This is a genomic window from Agrobacterium sp. lyk4-40-TYG-31, assembly GCF_030209855.1.
GTDB lineage: Bacteria > Pseudomonadota > Alphaproteobacteria > Rhizobiales > Rhizobiaceae > Agrobacterium > Agrobacterium vaccinii.
This window is the reverse complement of the sequence record NZ_JARVRE010000013.1, coordinates 19,621-42,446: the sequence shown is the minus strand read 5'-3', so window position 1 is coordinate 42,446 and position 22,826 is coordinate 19,621. Positions and strand designations below refer to the sequence as shown.

The following is a 22,826-nucleotide window of genomic DNA, read 5'->3' as shown; positions in this document are numbered from 1 at the left end:
GCCTGTATTAGGGTTACATTCGATTTGGCTCGACTCATCAGCTATTTCATGGCACCTCCCAAGTCATGAAACCGGATATCAAGATTTGCGGATTGAAGTCTGCTGACGCCATCGAGCGAGCTTTTCGACGCGGCGCGAGCCATATCGGCTTTATCTTTTTCGAAAAGAGCCCGCGCAATATCGAGCCCGATATTGCCGGCAAGCTGGCGGATGCCGTGCGTGGCAGCGTCAAGATCGTGGCTGTTACCGTCGATGCCGACAATGACGAGCTGGATGAGATCATCGATCTGCTGAAGCCCGATATGCTGCAGCTTCATGGTAGCGAAAGCCCAGAGCGGGTTCTGAACGTCAAGGCCGTTTACGGACTGCCCGTCATAAAAGCGTTTTCCATTCGCGATGGCGATGATCTCGCCAAAATTGATCCCTATATAGGGATTGCCGATAAATTTCTGTTCGATGCCAAGCCGCCAAAGGGTTCCGATCTGCCCGGCGGCAATGGCGTCTCCTTCGACTGGACCTTGCTGCGCTCTCTTGACGAGGGTGTGGATTACATGCTTTCCGGGGGATTGAACAAAGACAACATTGCCGAAGCCTTGGACGTGACAGGCGCTTTGGCAATAGATGCATCTTCCGGTGTGGAAAGCGCACCGGGTGTCAAGGATCTGGCCATGATCGACGCATTCTTCGATGCGATACGGTCTGCCAGAACGCAGGGAGTTTGAGAGTGAACGAAACGGTGAAACCCAACTCTTTCCGCGCCGGTCCCGATGAGGACGGTCGCTTCGGTATCTACGGAGGCCGCTTCGTGGCCGAAACGCTGATGCCGCTGATCCTTGACCTTCAGGACGAGTGGAACAAGGCAAAGACCGACCCAGCGTTTCAGGCAGAGCTGACCCACCTCAACACCCATTATACAGGCCGTCCAAGTCCACTCTATTTCGCAGAGCGACTGACGCAGGAGTTGGGTGGCGCAAAGATTTACTTCAAACGCGATGAGTTGAACCATACGGGTTCGCACAAGATCAACAATTGCCTCGGCCAAATCCTGCTCGCCAAGCGCATGGGCAAGACCCGTATCATTGCGGAAACCGGTGCCGGTCAGCATGGCGTTGCCTCGGCAACCGTCGCTGCCCGCTTCGGCATCCCCTGCGTGGTCTATATGGGCGCGACGGATGTCGAGCGTCAGGCGCCGAACGTTTTCCGCATGAAGCTTCTGGGCGCGGAAGTCATTCCGGTGACCTCCGGCCACGGCACGCTGAAAGATGCCATGAACGAGGCATTGCGCGATTGGGTCACCAATGTCGATGACACCTATTATATGATCGGCACAGCAGCAGGTCCGCATCCCTACCCGGAAATGGTCCGCGACTTCCAATCTGTCATCGGCCACGAAGTGCGCGAGCAGATGATGGCCGCAGAAGGCCGTCTTCCAGATTTGCTGGTGGCAGCCGTCGGCGGCGGTTCCAATGCCATCGGCCTGTTCCACCCGTTCCTCGATGATGCAAGCGTCAAGATCGTCGGCGTCGAAGCGGGCGGCAAGGGCCTTGAGGGCGAAGAACATTGTGCGTCGCTCACGGCGGGTGCGCCGGGCGTTCTCCATGGCAACCGCACCTATCTGTTGCAGGACAGCGATGGCCAGATCAAGGAAGGTCATTCGGTCTCAGCCGGTCTCGATTATCCCGGCATCGGCCCTGAGCACTCCTGGCTGAAGGACGCCGGTCGCGTCGAATATGTCCCCATCATGGACACAGAGGCGCTGGATGCCTTCCAGTTGCTGACACGCACCGAGGGCATCATTCCAGCTCTTGAGCCTGCCCACGCGCTGGCTGAAGTCGTCAAGCGCGCACCGAAGATGGGCAAGGACCAAATCATCGTCATGAACCTATGCGGCCGTGGCGACAAGGACATCTTTACCGTAGCGAAACTTCTGGAAATGGGTGCGTAATCATGACTGCACGTATGGACAAGCGCTTTGCTGATCTGCGCGCTGAAAACCGCCCCGCACTGATCACCTATTTCATGGGTGGCGATCCGGATTTCGACACGTCGTTGGGCATCATGAAGTCGCTGCCGGAAGCCGGTGCCGATGTGATCGAACTCGGCATGCCGTTTTCCGACCCGATGGCCGACGGCCCGGCCATCCAGATGGCGGCCCAGCGTGCCCTAAAGGGCGGGCAGACGTTGAAGACGACGCTCTCTCTCTCCCGCGAATTCCGTAAGGGCGACGACACCACCCCGATCGTGTTGATGGGCTACTACAATCCCATCTACATCTACGGCGTCGAAAAGTTCCTGGATGATGCGCTTGCAGCTGGCATCGATGGATTGATCGTCGTTGATCTTCCGCCCGAGATGGATGATGAACTTTGCGTTCCTGCGCTGGCCCGCGGCATCAATTTCATTCGTCTGGCAACGCCGACCACGGATGAGAAGCGCCTGCCTGCGGTTCTCAAAAACACCTCCGGCTTCGTCTACTACGTTTCGATGAATGGTATCACCGGTTCGGCATTGCCCGATCCGTCGACGATTTCAGGCGCAGTCGGTCGTATCAAATCGCATACCGGCCTGCCAGTCTGTGTCGGCTTCGGCGTCAAGACGGCGGATCATGCCCGCGCAATCGGCGCTGTTGCCGATGGCGTCGTGGTGGGTTCTGCCATCGTCAACCAGATTGCCGGAAGCCTGACCAAGGATGGGAAGGCCACCAACGACACTGTTTCCTCGGTGACAACACTGGTAAAGGGACTTTCAACAGGTGTGCGCGCATCGCGCCTTGCCGCTGCCGAGTAAGTCTTCGGTTCAGCGCAGCTAGTCAGGAGTATTAGACGTGAATTGGATCACCAACTACGTACGGCCTCGGATCAACTCCATGCTTGGCCGCCGCGAGACCCCGGAAAACCTCTGGATCAAGTGCCCCGAGACGGGCGAGATGGTCTTCCACAAGGACCTTGAAGAAAACAAGTGGGTCATCCCGGCCTCCGGTTTTCACATGAAGATGCCTGCGAAAGCACGTCTTGAAGACCTGTTCGACGGCGGGGTCTACGAAGCGCTGGTCCAGCCGAAAGTGGCTCAGGACCCCCTGAAGTTTCGCGACTCCAAAAAATATTCCGAGCGTCTGCGCGACAGCCGCGTGAAGACCGAGCAAGAAGACACGATTCTGGCCGGCGTCGGCAAGCTCCAGGGCTTGAAGATCGTTGCCATCGTGCACGAGTTCCAGTTCATGGGCGGTTCGCTCGGCATCGCCGCTGGCGAAGCCATTGTCAAGGCCTTCGAGCGCGCCATTTCAGAGCGTTGCCCTGTCGTGATGTTCCCGGCCTCCGGTGGCGCACGCATGCAGGAAGGCATTCTGTCTTTGATGCAGCTGCCGCGCACAACGGTTGCGGTCAACATGCTCAAAGAAGCTGGTATGCCATACATCGTCGTGCTCACCAACCCGACAACGGGCGGTGTTACGGCCTCTTACGCCATGCTGGGCGATGTGCACATTGCCGAGCCCGGTGCCGAGATTTGTTTTGCAGGCAAGCGCGTCATCGAACAGACGATCCGCGAAAAGCTGCCCGAGGGCTTCCAGACATCGGAATATCTGCTGGATCACGGCATGGTCGACATGGTCATCGATCGTCGCGAGATTCCCGATACACTGGCCAGCTTGCTGAAGATCATGACAAAGGCGCCCGCGAACGCGTCGAAAGACGTCCTGCCGTTGGCTGCGTCCGCCTGATAGAAACGGGCTCAGGAGGGGCGGATGACGGATATGACCACGCCCGCTTCCAGCGAGGCCGAACGGATTATCGAGAGGCTCTTGGGGCTCCACCCCAAGGGCTTCGATCTCTCACTCGACAGAATAACCCGTCTTCTGGAGAAGCTGGGCAATCCCCATAAAAGGATGCCACCGGTCATCCATGTGGCCGGTACGAACGGCAAGGGATCGGTAACGGCGTTCAGCCGCGCGATTCTTGAGGCGGCAGGCCTTGCCGTCCATGTCCACACCTCTCCGCATCTCGTGAACTGGTACGAACGCTATCGCATCGGCGTCAGAGGCGAAAAAGGGCGCTATGTCGAGGATGCGGTTCTGGCCGACGCGCTAGAGCGTGTGGCCGAGGCCAATGACGGCCAGATGATCACCGTTTTCGAAATCCTGACGGCCGTGACCTTCGTGTTGTTTGCAGAGCATCCAGCAGATGTCACGATCCTTGAGGTCGGGCTGGGTGGTCGTTTCGATGCGACCAATGTCATCGCCAATCCTGCTGTGTCAATCATCATGCCCATTTCGCTCGATCATCAGGCCTATCTCGGTGACAGCGTCGAACTGATCGCTGCCGAGAAAGCCGGGATCATGAAATCGGGATCACCTGTCGTGATCGGGCATCAGGAATATGACGCGGCGCTGGATGTGCTGGTGCACACGGCAGAGCGCCTGAGATGCCCAACTGCCGTTTACGGTCAGGATTTTTCCGCCCATGAAGAATTCGGCCGTATGGTTTATCAGGATGAATTCAGCCTCGTAGACGCGCCACTGCCGCGTCTTCCGGGTCGCCATCAACTCGCCAACGCCGCTGCCGCCATTCGCGCCGTCAAGGCCGCTGGCTTCGAAGTGACGGACAAGATGATCGAGACGGCCATGGCATCGGTCGAATGGCCGGGCCGACTGCAACGCATCAAGACCGGCCACATTGTCGATCTTGCGCCTCCGGGATCGGAGATTTGGATCGATGGCGGCCACAATCCCGGCGCGGGTGAGGTGATTGCCGAGGCCATGGCGGGTTTCGAGGAAAAGCAGGCGAGACCGCTCGTGCTCATCGCCGGCATGATCAATACGAAAGACCAGGTCGGCTACTTCAAGGCTTTCGCCGATATCGCCGAATACGTGTTTACCGTGCCGATCCATGGCACGGACGCTGCAATCGATCCGGTCGTGCTGGCGCATGCGGTGTTCGATGCTGGTCTGGTCGCGGCCCCGACGTCGTCCATCGAAGAAGCACTGGAAGAGCTGAAGAAGCGCATCATACCGGGCAAACCAGCGCCGCGCATTCTGATCGGTGGATCGCTATATCTGGCGGGCAATGCGCTTGCGTTCAACGGGACGGTTCCGAAGTAGGAACGATAACCTCGCCACTGTCACCGTGGATACGATCCGGGTGAAACGAAAAAAGCCCGGTAACAACCGGGCTTTTCTCATTTTACTGTCTCGCTCAAATCAAGCTGCGCTAGAAATCCAGGCAGAGAGAGCCGTCTTTGGTGCGGCGCCAACCTTGATGTCGGCGACTTCGCCGCCCTTGAACATGGCAAGCGTCGGGATCGAGCGAACGCCGAACTGTGCTGCAAGCTCTGGATTTTCATCAATGTTGAGCTTGACAACCTTGACCTTGCCAGCAAGTTCGGTCGCAATTTCCTCAAGGCTTGGAGCAATCATCTTGCATGGGCCGCACCATTCCGCCCAGAAATCAACGACGACGGGCTCTGCGGAGTCCAGAACTTCAGACTGAAAATTGGATGTATCGACTTTCACGGTAGCCATCGGTGGCTCTCCTTTTGTCAGAGATCTTGTTGGCAAGCATGTGATGCTGGCGGCGGGCAATTTCAATGCCCGGTATCTCACTTTGTCTCGATTGCAGCAAGGGCCGCGTGCAACGCCTCCTCGCTCAATGGCATGAAGGAGGCGTTTTCCGTATAGATCAACGCGCAGGTAAAGGTCTTGCCGGGGTAGAGCGGCTCCAAAATGCTTTTGTAGATTGCAAGCTGCGCCTTATGTGCAAAGGGGATGGCCGCGTCGTTTGGTGGCGGTACGCGGTTGGTCTTGTAATCGACGAGAATGACCCGATCATCCTCCACCGCCAGACGGTCTATCCGGCCTGACACGGCGAAGTCCTGTCTGCCCAGACGCAACGTTCCCATGATGGAGATTTCCGCCCGGCTGTTTGCCGCAAAGGCAGGTTGGATCGCGGGCTCTGATAGAACCGCGAGCGTCGAGGCAATAAGCTTTTCTCGCTCCAAATCCGGCCAGAATCGCGCGGCACGCTCTGCATATCGTCGGGCAGCGGTCGGACGCTCTTCCGGCGGATAATCCGGCAGTGTCTGCAACATTCGGTGCACCAGACGGCCCCGCTGGAGTGCCAGACCAGAGGACACTTCGGGCTTTGTAAACAGCGGTGAACTGACCAACAAATCCTCGGAGCCATCATCGATGATCGTACCGGCACCGGAGGGGCTGAGTGGGCGTGGCAGCGAAGGCGACGGCGGCAATGGCGTCATCAAGGATGCAGGCAGGGCGTCACGCACCGGCAGTTCAGGTGGCGCGATCCTGCCGACCGCCTTTGTCTCCCGGCTGGTGGAGTGCCAGAGAAGGCCATCCCATTCTTCTCCGCCTGCCGCAAACGCCTGCCGCTTGCAGCGTGTCTCGTCGGCAGCGAGAGAACGAGCGATCATGGCGTGCCAGCAATCGGGATTTTCGCGAGGACCGCGATAACCGCAGACGATCAGGTGGTCGGCGGCGCGCGTCATCGCAACATAGAGCAGGCGTCGATATTCCTGTTCCGACGAAAGCTTCAGACGGTCCTCGTCTTTGGAAACCAGTGCATTATCGAAACCCTTGCCGGGTAGCCAGATGGGTAGGGCGGCATTGGTTGTCTCAACGAAACGCAGCTTGGGCAGGTAGCTGTGAATGAAGGCTTTGGAGCCGCCATCCACCAGAAACACGACAGGTGCCTCCAGACCCTTGGACGCATGAACGGTCATGATGCGGACTTCGCCGCGCTCCTTGTCCTGCTCACGCTTGATCTCTGGTGCATCGGTCTCCATGACCGAAATGAAGGATTGCAGGCCGGGCAGGCCGGTCTTCTCATGGTCCAACGCGAAGGACAGGAACTCGTCAAGCACATCGCTCGCCTCATTGCCCAGCCGGGCCAGAAACCGCGCTCGCCCCTGGTGCAGTGTCAGCACAGCGGCGAAGAAATCATGGATGGTCTGCGTCTTCGACAGGGTTATGAAATGGGTCAGCAGAGAAACGGACGCTTTGAAGCGGTTGGCTTCTCCGGTCGAGATGGCCTGCAAATGCTGCCACACACTAGTGTCGGCTGCGCGCAGTGCCGCCAATTCGAAAATGTCGTCTTCAGTGTGGTTGAAAAGCGGGCTCTTGAGCAGGGCGGACAGTGATAGATCATCTTCCGGCAACAGCACGAAACGACCCAGCGCCAGCAGGTCCTGAATGGCAATGTGATCGGTCAGCCGCAGCCGATCGGCACCGGCGACGGGAATGTTTTTGCGCTGCTTCAACTCGCGGGTCAGCGCGTTGACAAAGGCGTGGCGCTTTCTGACCAGAACGAGAATATCGCCTGCCTCGATGACGCGCTCCACGCCTTTTTCGACAATCGTTTCCGTACCGATCATTTCGGCGATCCGCGCCGCAATCCGGCGGGCTACGATGGCGGGCGGTGCGCTTTCCCGCAGGGCGTCGAAGGGAGCCGTCCAGTCCCCTTCGTTTTCCACCGGCTCGGCTGCGACCATATCCCAAAGCTCGACGGTACCCGCCTGTCCCTGGCGGTTGGAGCGGTGCTCGACGGGTTCGTTTTCTGCGCTCAAGCCCTCGGCATGTTCGGGAACGGAGAAAACCTGATCGACGGCGGCCAGCACGTCGTCGGTGGAACGAAATGAAAGGGGCAGACGCACGGAATGGAACGTCTGTTCCACGGCCCTGACGCGTTGCTGCGTTTCCCGGCTTTCCTGGGAGAAGCGTTCGGGTCTGGCGCCCTGAAACGAATAGATCGACTGCTTTTCGTCACCCACGGCAAACACAGTGCGACGACCTTCACGCGCGGTGTTTCCGTGAAAGAAGTCGGCTGCCAGCGACTGGATGATCGTCCATTGCACCGGGCTCGTATCCTGTGCTTCGTCCACCAGAATGTGGTCGATGCCCTGATCCAGCTTGTAATGAACCCAGGCGCCTGCCGTGTCGCGGTTGAGAAGCGTGGCGGCACGCTCGATCAGGTCTTCGAAATCCAGCTGGCTGCGCTGCTTCTTCAAATCCTCGAAATCGCCGATCAGGCGTTCAGCGAGGGTCAGCGCGTGTTTCGTCGCTTCTAGCATGCGAAGTGTGCGGTAACGATCACGACAGGCGACGACATGCGCGCGTGCAAGCGTCAGATCGTCCAGCAGACCGGGCGCGGATTTCTGCATGGCCTTGTTGATGACATAGGTGTCGGATTTCGGCGCACCCTGCGAGGTCAGCAGTGCTACTTCGATGAAGTCGACGCGTTTGAAAACATCCGTGGTACGGCTTGCCTCGCGAAGCGCGTAGGCGACATCGATCACACGTGATCCGCCAACCTCGTCAGCCAGCGTTAGATAGGTGTCCAGCGACAGGCCGGAAAGACCGGGCAGGGGCCAATAGGAAGCCGCTGCCGTCTGTTCGGTTTCCTCTGCGCCCACGCCAGCGCGCGAGCGAAGTGTCGCGTCGATGCCGCCATGGCTGCGGGCCGTATCGAGAAAGCCGCGGATGGCATTCCGGTTGGCGACGATGGCGCTCAATAGAGATTCGAGGCCTGTCTCGTCGGCGGCATCGAGAACATAGGCAAGCGCCTGGGCGAGTGGCTGGTCCACCTCCAGGGAAACAGCGGTCAAAAGCGTCCGCCGGGCCTCGGCCAAAATGGTGCTTGCCGCGCGATCATCCAGCACCGAAAAATGCCCGGCGACATTGGCTTCCAATGGAAACTGGTGCAGAAGCGCTTCGCAAAAAGCGTGAATAGTCTGAATTTTCAATCCGCCGGGCGTTTCCAGCGCCTTGGCAAACAGGCGTCTGGCTTCCTTCAGCTTGATAAGATCGGGTACGCGCCCTTCGATAGCAGCGATGCGCTGGCTGAGATCGGCATTGGAGAGCGTTGCCCAGTCTGCGAGACGGTCGAACACGCGGCTCGACATTTCCGACGCTGCCGCCTTGGTGTAGGTCAGGCAGAGAATGGCGGATGGCCGACATCCGGCCAATAGCAGGCGGATGACACGCTGCGTCAGGACGTGCGTCTTGCCGGAGCCGGCATTGGCCGACACCCAGGCAGAGCTTGTCGGATCTGATGCCCTCGTCTGTTGTCTGCTCGTCCAGTCGATCCAACTCGTCGGATCATCGCGCTCGGGACCGTGGTCGATAACGTCATTCAGCATCGCCATCTCCCGGTTCTGCGGTGGACCATTCGGAGACGCGGGCAAGGTGATCATATTCGCCGCCATAGCTTTGCTGCTCCTCGGGTATCAGTCGAGATACGAAGCCGTTTTTGCCTTCTCGCAGCGAGATCACGAATTTGGAAAGCTGGTCGATGGCGTCCGTCGCCAGTTCCGCTGCCGATTTCGGCGCGGTCTTGGCAGTCGATTTGGCATGTTCATTGTTGATCGTATCGGTTCCGAATCGTTCACCCGGGCGCAGGCGAACGTAGATCAGGTCCTCCGGCACCGGCGATCCAGTATCGCGGAAGGCACCGCGCATCAAGGCCGCCGCTTCCAGCGACAGTTGTGGGTCGAGCAGGGAGCGGGCCTGTTTGACCGAGGGCGAAAGACCGGTTTTGTAGTCGATGATATCGGCCTTGCCGGATGTCTTGATGTCGATGCGGTCGGCAACGCCGGTGAGGCGGATGCCCGCCTCGGCAATCTCCTGCCCGGCGCGCGCTTCGATGTGGCTGCGCTTGATCAGTTGGCGTCTGTCCGTTTCCCACTTCAGAAACTCCCGCGCAACCGCCTCGAACCGGGGTCTCCATACGACATCGATATGCGGGGGCAGTTTTTCCGCGTCGAAGCAAGCATGCAGCACGCGAGACATCGCGGCCTCGGCAGCGGGTGTACCGGGTAGGTGCTCTTCGCGCGCATAATTTTCCATGATGCGGTGATACAGCGTGCCCCGATCGGAGGCGCCGGGATCGCGATTGAACTCATCCAGCGGATCGAGTTTGAGAATGCGACGCGCATAGATGGAGTAGGGATCGCGGCGAAGCCTGCCGACTTCGCTGAAAGAATAGGATTTCGGCTGCAAATCCGCGGGCGGTGTCGGGGCAGGGCGCTTGGCTGGCGGTTGGCTCTCGCGCTCGTCCAGCATGGCGGCCCAATGGCGGTAGGTCGCGCCGCGTGCCTTCAAGGTTTCTCCAAATGTTTCGCCACCGAGGGCCAGAAGGCGTTGGAGCCATCGTGAGGCAACGGCGGGCGTCGATCCCTGACGCAGCGCGCGGCTGTAGAATATCTGTCGCGTGCCGTTTGCCATCTCGAAGTCATGCGCCAGTTGCCCGATCCGCCGCTCAGGCGGCTCCAGACCGATTGCGGTTTTCATATTGCGCGACAGGAACGGATTGTTGGCGGTCTGGCCGGGCCAGATACCTTCGTTCAGGCCGCCAATGATGACCGTATCGACAGCCTGAAGACGGGCTTCGAGAGCACCGAAAATAAACACACGCGGGTGACGCATGGCGCGCGGCTTGATCGATTCGCCTGCAATCAAAGCCGTCATGATATCGATCCACTGCGGGCCATCGGCTTCCAGAACGCCGCCGCAGTCCATCAGTTCCGTCAGCAGGCCAGACAGTTTTTCACCCGCTTCGCCGGACCAGAGGCTTGCGAGATCACCGCGCTCATCCATGCAAAAGGATTCAAGCACGCGGCCCGTTCGCTCTGCCCAATCCGACAGCGTGAGGCGCTCGGTCAGACGTCCGCTGACCGGGTCCTTGCGAATGAATGCAGAGTCCAGCGGATCGATTGCCAGCTTTATGCGCCCGGCCAGATCGGCGGCAGCCTGCTCGACATCCGGTGACAGAGCCTTACGCCATTGCGGCGCGTGCCGGTCCTTTCTATGCAAGGTCAGTTGCTGCTGCAACAGCACGTCCAGCGTATCGAGCGTAGTTTCGGTTCTGCCACCCCGCAATGCCAGAAGCTCCAGACCCGCAACGGCGTTGGGGACGGCATCGACCGCCAGTCCGAAACGCGAGAGCGGGTGTTTCAGCAGGGACATGACCGCCACCGGATCGCCCGGGCGTAAAATCGCCTCGAGGGCAAGCTGGAGAAGACCTGCCTGCGGCGTGGCAGAGAGTGGAGTACCGGCAGAATCATCAGCCTCGATGCCGAACCGGGCAAGTTCTGTCGCAACACGGCGCGCCAGTCCGCGATCGGGCGTAATCAGAGCAGCTTGCGACTGGAGGCCGCTGCCGGGTTTTTCGAGTGCCAGGCGAAGCGCAATGGCAATTGCTGTCGCTTCCTCCCGCTCATTGGCGGCCTCGATGATGGCTGCGGAAGAAAACGCGTCGTCGAAGAAGACCTCGCTCTTGTCGCCCCGCCATTCATTCCACTCGCTGGTCGCCTTGGCAGGGGCAAGGGCTGTGGAAAAGATCGCCGCGCGGTTTTGCAGATCGCTATCCACCGTCCCTATCTGCTCGACATCATCGCGCAAGACACCGAGCTTTTGCAGCAGGACGAAGAGACCATATTGCGAATGGGTGCGGGTGGACGGGTCATCAGGGCTTTCGTTGATGTCCTGCCACTGCTCCTCCGGCATTTCCGTATCGAGCCCGGGCAGCACCACGATGCCCTGCGGCAGGGCAGCGACAGCGGCAATGAGATCGGCGGCTGCCGGAATGGAGCCGGTGGACCCTGCAACGATGATGGGATCGCTAGACCCGATCTTTGCGAGACGCCCGGCCTCCGCGCGCAAAATCGCGTTGCGGTGTCGTCCGGCAGACGATTTGTTCAGTTCCCCAAGGCGGGCGGGCCAGAAGATGCTGGCGATCTTGAGGAAGTCTGCCGTCAGTTGCCACCACTGCGCATGGTCTGCGGTATCAAGTTTCGCGAGTGCATCCCAGTCCCGGTCCTCGGTGTCCATGGCGTCGATGACTTCGCCAAGCGCGCGCGCCAGCCAGATGGCATCGGCAGGGCTTGCGGGGGCAACTAGAGGCGAATCGGAGTGCACGGCGCGGATGGCGTCCGGCAGGCTGTTGCGCCAAACGAGAATGAGACGCGCCAGCTCCACCAGCCGTGCCGTGCTCGAAATCGGTGGCGCGAGATCGATTGTTGCGGGTGTTTCGATATCGAAATATCCGCTGTCGTCGTCCGTTTCGCCGAGTGGTCTTATGATCGGCAGGATGGCGGAACGACCACCCAAGAGATCGACGAATTCCGAGCGCAGGACACGGGCCGAGCGGCGGGTCGGGACGTAGATCGTGACCTTTGCCAGCGAAAGCGGATCGGCAGCATCATAATGAAAGGCGGGCGTCAGACGTCCATCGCACAGGCTTTCCGCCAGCGTTTTCAAAAATGGCGTTCCGGGGGCGATGGTCAGGATTCGCTTGGCATGCGCCAATGGGTGGTCTCACTTGTCGATTTTGGTGGCCGCGATGGTGCGCTCTGCATCCTCTATAGCATCCGGCGTGCCGACGGTAATCCATTGACCGTCAAGCGAAAGACCAAAAAGCCTGTTATCTGAAATAGCACGGTCAAAATAGATGTTGAGATTGAATGCATCGGCAGGTGCGTCATTGAGCAGACGCGTATCCATCGCGATGGCCCCGGCATAGACGACCGGATGCGGCTCACCCTCGTTGTAGCGGGTCAGGCGGCCATCCTCGGCGAGGTTGAAGTCCTTCTTGCCATTGTGCCCGGTCGTGCGATCCATATCGACACAGAGCATGGCCATATCCATGATCGCGGGGTCGAAAAATTCTGCAAGCCTGTGCAGATTGCTGGGTTGACCGGCGATTTCACCAACCCAGAACAGGTCCGCATTCATGACGAGCACAGGGCCGGGCTCCAGAAGCTTCAGCCCTTTGGCAAGTCCACCACCGGAATTCATCAGTTGGGCAGTCTCGTCCGAAATCCTGATGTCCACGTCCTTACGCGTTGCGAGATGGGCAATCATCTGTTCGGCATGGTGATGGACATTGACGACGATAGTTTCGACACCAGCTTCGACCAGCGCATCGAGCACGTAATCGATCATAGGTCTGCCGGCGATCCGCACCAGAGGCTTCGGGATCGTATCGGTAATCGGGCGCATTCTGGTGCCGAGGCCAGCGGCGAGCACCATTGCTTGTCTGATCGTCATGGGAACACTTCGCTGTTAATGAAGATCGATGCCTGCATCGGTGAACCAGTCGCCCAGCGGCGCCAGTTCTGGATGCGCAAGCGCGGAACGCAGGTAGGAAAAGGTACGCGGCATGTGCTGCATGTAATGCGGCTTGCCATCACGCTTCATCAGCCGCACCCAGATGCCGACCAGCTTGCAATTGCGCTGGGCCGCCATGATGGCGAAGGCCTTCAGGAACGACTTTTCATCGAAACCGGGATTTTTGCGGCGAATGCCAAGATAGCGCTCCATCATTCTGGCCTGCAAATCAGGTGAAATCGTAACGCGTGCATCCTGTATAATCGAGGCCATATCATAGGCCGTTGGCCCGATCATCGCGTCCTGAAAATCTATCAGACCGACCCGAGATGTTCCCGATTGATCGGGTTGCCAGATAATGTTGGGCGAATGGAAATCGCGCAGGAGAAGCCCGGTTTCGGCGTCCGAGAGCTTTTCGATCAATTGATCCCAAGCCTTGAAAAACCTTTGCCGTTCGCGCTCGTCAATCGCATCGTTGCGGATATGTGGCACATACCAGTCCAGCAACAAAGATGTCTCGATCTTCATGGCGGCAGGGTCGAAATTGGGAACGGTGTAGACAGCGCCGTTGCTCATTGTAATCGGGCCGGGCGCGATGGTCTCGTGTAGTTTGGCCAGACAGGCGACGCTTTCGAGGTAACGGTCCTCGATAGGTTTTCCGTCGCCGTCCAGCACGCCCTCACGGCCCATGTCCTCAAGGAGCAATAATCCACTCTCCAAGTCCTGCGCGAGGATAACCGGTGCCGAAAACCCGTTCTCCGTGAGATAATGATCGAGCGCGACAAAGGGCGTCACCTCACGCGCGAGATGCACGATTTCGGCATAGGTCTTGCCGTCCTGAATAATCGGGCCCCTTGGCGGCGGTTGCCAGTCCATCAGCAAATACTGCTCATCGCCGTTGCGCAGGGATTCGTAGGTTCGGTATGCAGCATCGCCACTGAAATATCGTCGTGTCGCGTCCGTTTGACCTGCAGCTTCCAGAAACGTGCGGATGGCAAGGACCCTGTCCAGTCGGGCTTTCTGGCGCGGCGGCACTTCGACTGTCGCGACACGTCCTTCGTCCTGATGCGTGAGGCGCAGAATGATGGTGCTGTTGCTGGGTAATTCGCTGGAGGCGATCTCCGGCCATTCGATCAGGCAGACGCCATCCGACAGCATTTCGTCGATACCGAGCTCATCCAGTTCGGAAACATCCGACAGTCTGTAGAGGTCGAGATGAGCGACGGGAAAACGCAGCGCATAGGTCTGGACGATGGTGAAGGTCGGGCTTGGGACCTCCATCTGGTCGTCATCGGCGATGGCTCGAATAAGCGCGCGTGCCAGAGTGGATTTTCCAGCGCCCAAGTCCCCGACAAGCGCGATGCAATCGCCGGGTCGCACTGTCAGCGCCAGCTCTTCGCCGAGCCTGATCGTATCTGCTTCACCGGCGAGAAAAATGGACAGAGGAGAAACCGTGTCGTTCATTCTGCGGCGATGGCATGCGGGTGCGCGCCGGATGGAATGCGGCAGCTAACCACCGTACCCTCACCGGGGCGGCTGTCGATTGTGACCTGGCCGCTGTGCAGGCTGACGAAGCTTTCCACGATGGAAAGGCCAAGACCTGCACCGGTGCGACGGCCACCATTCCCATGGGTCGAGAAGCGATCGAACACCGTTTTCAGCATCTCCTCGGGAATACCCGGACCCTGATCGGCAACAGAGAACACGAAATCACCTTCCGTGCGCTTGCACGTAAGCGTCACCACGGAGCCTTCTGGGGCGAAATTCGACGCGTTGGTCAGCAGCTTGAGAAGGATTTGTTTGAGGCGCTGATGATCCGCGAGAATGGCGCCCAGATGCGCCGGAGCCACGATTTCAAGCGAAACGCCACTTTCTTGCAGGCGGTCGGTTATCTGTACCGACACGTCTTCGAGAAGCTCGTTCAGATCGTTTTCGGTGTAGTTGAGATGCATGATACCGGCATCCACGGTCGCAAGGTCGAGAATATCGTTCACGATGGTCAAAAGAACCGAGGACGACGTGGAAATATGGTCGAGATATTCCGCCTGCCGCTCGGACAGATCACCCATGCCGGGCGTCTTGAGAAGATCGGTAAAGCCGATGATATTGGTCAATGGCGAGCGCAGTTCGTAGGACACATGCTGGACGAAATCGTTCTTGAGCTCGTCGGCCTTGCGCAGTGCCTCGTTCTTTTCCTTAAGCGCCCGCTCGGCCCGCACGCTGTCCGTCATATTGACGAAGGTCAGCATGGTCTGCGAATCCGGCAAAGGAATGATCGCGTAATCCAGCACCAGACCGGATAGAAGCTCAAGCGTTCCCTGCTTGGACAGACGCTCGTCATTGAAACTGGTGATAAACTGGCTGAAGGCGCGCCAGCCATCTGGCTTGTCGTAGGACTGTGCGCAGACGTCTTCGATGGAGCGAATGTGTTTGCCCGCCGCAGCCTCATCGGCGGTAATCGCCCACAACGCACGGAAGGCCGGGTTGGACAGACGGATTCGACCATCGGCACCGAACACGGCAACGCCCTCGGCCAAATGGTCGATGGTTTCGCCCTGAACCTTGACCAGCGTGTTGTAACGCATCTGCAGATCGACCTGCTCTGTCAGGTTTTCGAACACCCAGGTTGCGCCACCTTGCGGGTGCGCGGTCGCGATAACGCGCAGGGTCTGGCCGTTGGGCAGGTGCCACAGATCGGTCTTGGTATCGAGGGAGCGATAGACGGAGAGCGCGGTTTCCTTCCAGCTCTTCCAGCTCAATTGTTCCGGCAACTTGCCAAGGGACCGCAGGCGATCCAGAAGCTCCGAATTATCGGGCTTGGATTCCAGGAGAACCAGATCCAATCCCCAGAGGCTGACGAAAGCCTGATTATAGAATTGCAGCCGCTGCCGACCGTCGAAGATGGCGACGGGCGTTGCCAGATGATCCAGCGTTTCGGCATGGCTTTTCAGCGTGCGTTTCAGCTCTTCGCGAACCGTCTCCGCTTCCGTCGTATCGATAGCGATACCGGCGGAACCGCCCGACGTCTTGATGTCAACGACATCGAAGAATGTTCTGTTGCCGGAAACCACGGTGGAAATGCGGTCGTGATAGGGAGACTCAGGCGTCGCACTTGCGCGGATTTTCTGACGCGTGACCGTATTGAGCAGCTCACGCTGTTCGGTGATCGTCTGCTCTGGACTGCGGGCATCCACACCCTGCGCATAGGCATGGTTGACCCATATGAGCTGTCCATCGGAATTGCGCCGCCAGACGGGCTGCTCGATGGAATCGAGAAGGTCCTGGAACGTCGATATCGAGGAGACAAGCCGCTCGCGCTCCACCTGAAGTTCGGCAAGTTCTGCGCGCAGATTGTTGAGCGCGACAAAACGGGCAAAGGCTTTTCCACCCGAAACCCGACCCTGAACTTCGATCACTTCGCCGCGCTGTGTTTCAATCGTCAGGTCGAAGCTCTGCGCATGGCTGCGGAGTTTCTCGATCGCCTTTTCCAACGGGGAGGCTGAGGTTGGCCGAAGCCAGCGCCCGAAGGCGAGGAAATCCTGATCAGCCTGCGGCATGCCTGTTTCAGGCGGCAACTGGCCGATGAACTCAGGCCGGTCGCTGGCGCTTTCCCAGATGACGATCCGTCTGGACTTGTCGGAAATCAGGGCTTCGTATTTGGAAATCTTGGCGTTTGCTTCCGCAAGTGCGGCGCGATACTCACTGGTTTCCGCCTCGATGTTCCCACGCTGGCGAACGAGCCAGACAATCGAAAACAGCGTCGCAGAGACAATGCCGATGAACAGGGAATAGATGATGGTTTCCGACGAGGAGAAAAGCCGCTCTCCCGTGCGCAGAACCAGATTTTGCTGGGCGTGCGCCACAGCCGCAAAACCGCTCAGGATCGTGCCCGCCATAAGAGCGGAAAACGCGACAGCCTTCCTGCGAACAAAGCCCGCAGTGCCGATCAGCGTTGTCGTCAAACGTCCTGGCACAGGCGCATCATTGCTACCCGACCGCACGTTGTCTTTTGCCCGCTTTTGCGAGCTTGAATCGTCTACCGTCATCCCCGGTCTGTCTCCGTCCTATGTGCCGCATCTTCGACAAGACATCCCATTTCCGCACGCATGCCCGCGCACGAATCAAGTCTTGTGACAATACCGCCTTAGGAAACCACCGGGAAGGGAGGGCGCTAAAAAGAAATCGCGGACTTTGTCAAGTCCGCGATGTCCATATCTAGTGCATTATGTGTGGATATTAACCATACAATCAATATCTGTAGTGTTCAGCCTTAAACGGACCGGTCTTGGACACGCCGATATAATCAGCCTGAACTTCAGAAAGTTCTGTCAGCTTCACGCCCAGCTTCTCCAGATGCAGGCGTGCGACCTTCTCGTCGAGGTGCTTTGGCAGCACGTAAACGTCGTTTTTGTATTCGCCCTGCTTCGTGAACAGCTCGATCTGACCCAGCACCTGGTTGGTGAAGGATGCAGACATGACGAAGGATGGGTGACCCGTGGCGTTGCCGAGGTTCAGCAGACGTCCCTCAGACAGAAGGATCATGCGGTTGCCCTTGGCGAACTCGATCATATCGACCTGCGGCTTGATGTTGGTCCACTTCAGGTTCTTGAGCGCAGCAACCTGAATTTCATTGTCGAAGTGGCCGATATTGCCGACGATGGCCATATCCTTCATCTCGCGCATATGCTCGATGCGGATCACGTCCTTGTTGCCGGTCGTGGTGATGAAGATGTCAGCGGAAGCAACGACGTCTTCCAGACGAACGACTTCAAAACCATCCATGGCAGCCTGAAGCGCGCAGATCGGGTCGATTTCGGTGACCTTGACGCGAGCGCCAGCGCCCTGAAGCGAAGCGGCGGAACCCTTGCCCACATCGCCGTAACCGCAGACGACGGCAACCTTGCCGGCCATCATCACGTCGGTGGCGCGACGAATGCCGTCGACCAGCGATTCCTTGCAGCCGTACTTGTTGTCGAATTTCGACTTGGTGACGCTGTCATTGACGTTGATCGCAGGGAAGGGAAGAAGGCCCTTCTTGCTGAGGTCGTAGAGGCGGTGAACGCCCGTCGTGGTTTCCTCGGTGACGCCCTTGATCGCATCGCGCTGCTTCGTAAACCAACCTGGCGAAGCGGCGAGGCGCTTCTTGATCTGGGCAATAAGGATTTCTTCTTCCTCGGAATCTGGCTTGGACAGAACGTCCTCACCGGCTTCAGCGCGTGCGCCAAGAAGGATGTACATGGTGGCATCGCCGCCATCATCAAGGATCATGTTGGAAACGCCGCCATCGGCCCACTGGAAGATCTTGTCGGTGTATTCCCAGTATTCGGTCAGGCTCTCACCCTTGACGGCAAAAACCGGAATGCCGGTTGCAGCGATGGCAGCGGCGGCGTGGTCCTGCGTGGAGAAAATGTTGCAGGATGCCCAGCGAATGTCGGCGCCCAGTTCCTTAAGGGTCTCGATCAGAACGGCGGTCTGAATCGTCATGTGAAGCGAACCGGAAATCCGTGCGCCCTTCAAAGGCTTGGTCTGGCCGAATTCTTCGCGGCAGGACATCAGGCCCGGCATTTCGGTTTCGGCAATGTCCAGTTCCTTGCGGCCATAGTCTGCAAGGTTGATGTCGGCGACGATGTAGTCTTTTTCAGCGCTCATAGATGTCTCCTGCTCAAAGATGGCAGGGGCCAGCCGCTGCCTCGAAAATATAGGCTGCGGTGTAGCAGGCTGAGGCTAATCTGGCAATAAGGATATAAAGAAGTCTTTATGTCTTTATATGTCGTGGTTATCAAACTTCTTCGCCGAAGCGGTCTGCCACCAGTGCTTCGAGTGCGGCCAGCGCTTCGGCTGCCTGATTTCCGCTAGCCTCGACCACCACAGTGCAGCCGGGGCTGGCTGCCAGCATCATGAGACCCATGATGGATGTGCCGCCGACTGTCATGCCATCCTTGGACACGGTGATAGCGGCATCGTAACTGTCGACCATCTGAACGAATTTCGCAGATGCGCGGGCGTGGAGGCCACGCTTGTTAACAATCAGCAATTCCCGCGAAAGAGGCGACATTCCAGCTATTTTCTTTATTTGCCGCTGAGAACGCGGCTGGCGACGTTGATATATTTTCTGCCAGCATCCGAGGCCTCCTGCAAGGCCTTCTCCATGTTATCTTCCATGCGAATGCCCGCAAGTTTGATCAGCATCGGAAGATTGACACCCGCGATGACTTCGACACTGCCACCGTTCATCACCGATATGGCCAGATTGGAGGGCGTTCCACCGAACATGTCAGTCAGAATGATGACACCGTTGCCGTCATTTGCGCGCGTGACGGCGTCCAGAATATCCTGGCGACGTTGGTCCATGTCATCTTCGGGACCGATACAGACCGTCTCGATCAATTTCTGAGGGCCGACCACATGCTCTACAGCGTGACGAAACTCCTCGGCCAGCTTGCCATGGGTGACAAGCACTAGTCCGATCATGAAATGCTCCCTTGCACACGCACCTTGATTGCCGACTATCGCAATGCCGCAATCATGTCCATCGGTGGGGCCACATCTTGATGAGGAAAATCCGAAGCGCAAGCCCCAAATTGCTGGATTTTCGTTCACATTCCCTTGGTTATGAAAAGATTCTGAGCAAGTGCAGCAAATTTTCCATAGGGCATGATGCTGTCGCGCGGAATGCGCAGCAACGGCAGGGACGCATTAAGGCCCAGTTGAAAAACCTCACCTGTCGGCGGCAAGCGGGGCATTTCTGGGTTTGGTTCGGTGGTCACGGCGTAGTTCATCACAGCGGATGCGACGCTTTTCATGGTGATGATGCCGCTGCTGCGCAGTTCGAGAAGGCCCGCGATGGCCTCGGGTCGCTCCACGGTCACGCGCCCATCACGGCACGTCATGAAAACCTGATCGTCTGCAATGAGCGCGGTCTCGAGGCCGCATCGCTGCGCCTCCGTCATGAAACTGAAGGCGAGCTCGCTTTTCCCGCTGCCTGATGGACCGACGAACAACAGGCCCGTCTTGCCGATGACAATAGCGGTGGCGTGGATATTGGTTCGCTCAGCGCTCATGACTATGCGCGGCAGGAAGCGACAGGCTGAAGCGCGCACCGGAAATCACGCCATATTTGTCGATGATGTTGTCTGCCTTCAACGTGCCGCCATGGGCTTCGGCAATCTGGCGGCTGATGGAGAGGCCAAGGCCGGAATTCTGCCCGAAGCCTTCGCTTGCAGGACGGTCGGTGTAGAAGCGCTCGAAGATACGATCGATATCTTCCGCCTGAATGCCGGGGCCGTTGTCCTCGACCCGCACGATGCAGCGGTCTTTCTGGCGTAGGAGATGCACGACGATCCGTCCACCATCCTGCGAGACGAAAGAACGTGCATTCTCGATAAGGTTGGTGATGATCTGGCCGATCCGCAGATCATGTCCGTTGACGACATAGCTGACCTTGGTGCCGGGCTTATGGTCCACGACATAATCGATGGTGACGCTTTTTTTCTTGGCACTGATCTGGCGGGAAATCTCGACCAGATTGCTTAACAGTACCTCCAGATCGACCGGTGAAGCGTCGACGCGGGCAAGCTCTGCATCCAGACGCGACGCGTCGGAGATGTCGCTGATCAGACGATCCAGACGGCGGACATCGTGGAAAATGATCTCGGTCAGACGCTGCTTGGATTCTTCGGTTTTGGCCCGCGGCAGGGTTTCCACGGCGCTGCGCAGCGATGTCAGCGGGTTCTTCAGCTCATGGCTGACATCGGCGGCAAAGCTTTCAATGGCGTCGATGCGGTCGTAGAGCGCATTGGTCATCTCGCGAAGAGCGATGGAAAGGTTGCCGATTTCATCCTGACGCGCTGAAAAGTCCGGGATTTCCTCACGTGCCTTGGCACCACGGCGTACACGGATCGCTGCCGCAGAGAGGCGACGCAGAGGCGTGGCGATGGTGGACGACAATAGTAAGGACAGGACGATATTGACCAGCGTCGCAATGCCGAACACACGCATGATGGCAAGACGTTCGGCGTGGACGATCTTGTCGATGTCGCCCGCCTGCGTAGACAGAAGCAACACGCCAAGGACGGCACGGAAACGCTGCACGGGGACTGCGACCGAAACGATCAATTCGCCTTTCTCGGTTACGCGCACCACCGCACCACGCACACCGGTCAGGGCGTTCATGACTTCAGGGTAGATCGAGCCATCGCCGCCGGGCGTTTCCTTGTAGAGCGGCAGGCTGCTCGGCTGAAGCATACGGTTGAAAACGCTGGCAAACCACTCGCCCCAGGTCTGGGTCTCAGGCGTGACGGGCGGCAGATCGTAACGCAGCACCTGACCGCGCGAGTAAAGATGCCGCGAATCGAGCAGGATATTGGCGTCTGCATCGAAAAGCCGGGCGCGGGTACGGGTCGGGGAAATCAACCGTCGCAGGACGGGTGCCACGCGCTCCGGGTTGATCGGAAAACTCAGATCCTCGTCATTTGGAACCGGCGTGATGCTCTGGCCCGCCTGCAACTCCAGCAGCTTTTCTGGATTGATGGTGATGGAGTTGGTGTCCACAGACGCAGACGCGGATATCGCGCCCGCGATGATTTCGCCCTGGGTCAGAAGACTTTCGACACGCGCATCGATCAGTCCTTCGCGGAACTGGTTGAGGTAGAGAATACCACCGACTAGAACCACGGTTGCCGCAACGTTGAAGAACAGGATGCGCCGCGTCAGGCTGGAGAAGACGGCATTGCCGAAGATACGGCGGATAATCGTCAACGGATGAATACGATACCGGCGACCGCTCTCACGATCGTCGGCATCGGTTTGATCCGATACGCTTTCCTGCGTCTTGTTCAGCAACGTTGTCCCTCGGCGCCGTTGATGGTCGCGGCGTTATCCTTGCCTGATATCAGGCTGCTTCGCGGAAGCGATATCCTACACCGTAGAGCGTTTCAATCATATCGAAGTCGTTATCGACCAGCTTGAACTTCTTGCGCAGGCGCTTGATGTGGCTGTCGATGGTGCGGTCGTCCACATAGACCTGCTCGTCATAGGCGGCATCCATCAGCGCATCGCGGCTTTTGACGACGCCGGGGCGCTGTGCCAGCGAATGAAGGATGAGGAACTCTGTGACCGTCAAAGTCACAGGCTCACCTTTCCAAGTGCAGGTATGACGTTCCTGATCCATGGCAAGCTGTCCGCGTTCCAGCGTACGCGCCTGCTGGTCTGCCGTCGGCTTGAGGGGGCTTGCACCGGGAACCGCGGCATCGCGACTGCTGGCACGGCGAAGGATCGCCTTGACCCGCTCGACGAGAAGGCGCTGCGAGAAAGGCTTGGTGATGAAATCATCGGCACCCATCTTGAGACCGAACAATTCGTCTATCTCTTCGTCCTTCGATGTGAGGAAGATTACGGGAAGATCGGATTTCTGGCGCAGGCGGCGCAGGAGTTCCATGCCATCCATACGCGGCATCTTGATATCGAAAATTGCCAGCTGCGGTGGACGTGCGACCAGCCCATCCAGAGCAGATGCTCCGTCCGTATACGTTTCGACCTTATAACCTTCTGCTTCCAGCGCGATCGACACCGAAGTCAAAATATTTCGGTCATCGTCCACAAGCGCAATTGTTTGCATAAAATTGGTCTCCATCGTCATTTAATCTATACTCCCGACATCCACCCCAGCCAAGGTTGCGCGCCGTGAGCCTTTCTCTTGAGTATAAAGGTGGAA

General features: G+C 58.3%; 17 protein-coding genes. 5 read left to right on the top strand and 12 right to left on the bottom strand.

Annotated elements, in window-relative coordinates; all coding sequences use genetic code 11:
* Positions 1-65: 65 nt before the first annotated feature.
* The 5 genes from QRN55_RS21335 to QRN55_RS21315 are packed head-to-tail and all read left to right on the top strand — an operon-like array spanning position 66 to position 5,095.
* Positions 66-722, top strand: coding sequence for a phosphoribosylanthranilate isomerase (locus QRN55_RS21335; protein ID WP_284778223.1), 657 nt, complete (start codon positions 66-68; stop codon positions 720-722).
* Positions 723-724: 2 nt separating this feature from the next.
* Positions 725-1,945 carry a tryptophan synthase subunit beta gene (trpB, locus tag QRN55_RS21330; protein WP_284778222.1) on the top strand — a complete coding sequence of 407 codons (1,221 nt, stop codon included), beginning with the start codon at positions 725-727 and terminating at the stop codon, positions 1,943-1,945.
* 2 nt (positions 1,946-1,947) lie between these two features.
* Positions 1,948-2,787: a tryptophan synthase subunit alpha gene (gene trpA / locus QRN55_RS21325; RefSeq protein ID WP_284778221.1), complete on the top strand. Its 840-nt coding sequence runs from the start codon at positions 1,948-1,950 to the stop codon at positions 2,785-2,787.
* Positions 2,788-2,824: 37 nt separating this feature from the next.
* Positions 2,825-3,718 carry an acetyl-CoA carboxylase, carboxyltransferase subunit beta gene (accD, locus tag QRN55_RS21320; RefSeq protein ID WP_284778220.1) on the top strand — a complete coding sequence of 298 codons (894 nt, stop codon included), beginning with the start codon at positions 2,825-2,827 and terminating at the stop codon, positions 3,716-3,718.
* Positions 3,719-3,751: 33 nt separating this feature from the next.
* A complete protein-coding gene (locus QRN55_RS21315; RefSeq protein WP_284778277.1) occupies positions 3,752-5,095 on the top strand; it encodes a bifunctional folylpolyglutamate synthase/dihydrofolate synthase in 1,344 nt (447 codons plus the stop codon).
* Positions 5,096-5,194: 99 nt separating this feature from the next.
* On the opposite strand, the gene trxA is transcribed toward QRN55_RS21315, so the two are convergent.
* The 12 genes from trxA to chvI all read right to left on the bottom strand — a co-directional run bounded on the left by trxA (position 5,195) and on the right by chvI (position 22,730).
* The gene (gene trxA, locus QRN55_RS21310; protein ID WP_111841273.1) at positions 5,195-5,515 is read right to left on the bottom strand and encodes a thioredoxin; all 321 of its coding nucleotides are present in this window, start codon (positions 5,513-5,515) and stop codon (positions 5,195-5,197) included.
* A gap of 77 nt (positions 5,516-5,592) precedes the next feature.
* Entirely contained in the window at positions 5,593-9,147 is a 3,555-nt protein-coding gene (gene addA / locus QRN55_RS21305; protein ID WP_284778276.1) for a double-strand break repair helicase AddA, read from the bottom strand.
* Positions 9,137-12,313, bottom strand: coding sequence for a double-strand break repair protein AddB (gene addB / locus QRN55_RS21300; protein ID WP_284778219.1), 3,177 nt, complete (start codon positions 12,311-12,313; stop codon positions 9,137-9,139). Before addB ends, addA begins: the two co-directional genes overlap by 11 nt.
* 9 nt (positions 12,314-12,322) lie before the next feature.
* The gene (locus QRN55_RS21295) at positions 12,323-13,054 is read right to left on the bottom strand and encodes a nucleotidyltransferase family protein (protein ID WP_284778218.1); all 732 of its coding nucleotides are present in this window, start codon (positions 13,052-13,054) and stop codon (positions 12,323-12,325) included.
* Between the two features lie 15 nt (positions 13,055-13,069).
* The gene (gene tsaE, locus QRN55_RS21290) at positions 13,070-14,578 is read right to left on the bottom strand and encodes a tRNA (adenosine(37)-N6)-threonylcarbamoyltransferase complex ATPase subunit type 1 TsaE (protein ID WP_284778217.1); all 1,509 of its coding nucleotides are present in this window, start codon (positions 14,576-14,578) and stop codon (positions 13,070-13,072) included.
* On the bottom strand, positions 14,575-17,010 hold the full coding sequence (locus tag QRN55_RS21285) for a sensor histidine kinase (protein ID WP_284778275.1): 2,436 nt from the start codon (positions 17,008-17,010) through the stop codon (positions 14,575-14,577). The genes tsaE and QRN55_RS21285 overlap by 4 nt, the downstream gene beginning before the upstream one ends.
* 352 nt (positions 17,011-17,362) lie before the next feature.
* Positions 17,363-18,763 carry an adenosylhomocysteinase gene (ahcY, locus tag QRN55_RS21280; RefSeq protein WP_284778216.1) on the bottom strand — a complete coding sequence of 467 codons (1,401 nt, stop codon included), beginning with the start codon at positions 18,761-18,763 and terminating at the stop codon, positions 17,363-17,365.
* A 130-nt stretch (positions 18,764-18,893) separates the two neighbouring features.
* Entirely contained in the window at positions 18,894-19,169 is a 276-nt protein-coding gene (locus tag QRN55_RS21275; RefSeq protein WP_111841266.1) for an HPr family phosphocarrier protein, read from the bottom strand.
* Between the two features lie 14 nt (positions 19,170-19,183).
* Complete coding sequence (locus QRN55_RS21270) at positions 19,184-19,585, bottom strand: PTS sugar transporter subunit IIA (RefSeq protein WP_112501134.1); 402 nt, start codon at positions 19,583-19,585, stop codon at positions 19,184-19,186.
* A gap of 125 nt (positions 19,586-19,710) precedes the next feature.
* Complete coding sequence (locus QRN55_RS21265; protein WP_284778215.1) at positions 19,711-20,175, bottom strand: HPr kinase/phosphorylase; 465 nt, start codon at positions 20,173-20,175, stop codon at positions 19,711-19,713.
* Positions 20,165-21,955 (bottom strand): sensor histidine kinase, encoded by a 1,791-nt coding sequence (locus QRN55_RS21260; RefSeq protein WP_233135619.1) that lies wholly within the window; start codon positions 21,953-21,955, stop codon positions 20,165-20,167. The genes QRN55_RS21265 and QRN55_RS21260 overlap by 11 nt, the downstream gene beginning before the upstream one ends.
* 49 nt (positions 21,956-22,004) lie before the next feature.
* Positions 22,005-22,730, bottom strand: coding sequence for a two-component system response regulator ChvI (gene chvI / locus QRN55_RS21255; protein ID WP_103587306.1), 726 nt, complete (start codon positions 22,728-22,730; stop codon positions 22,005-22,007).
* Between the last annotated feature and the right edge of the window lie 96 nt (positions 22,731-22,826).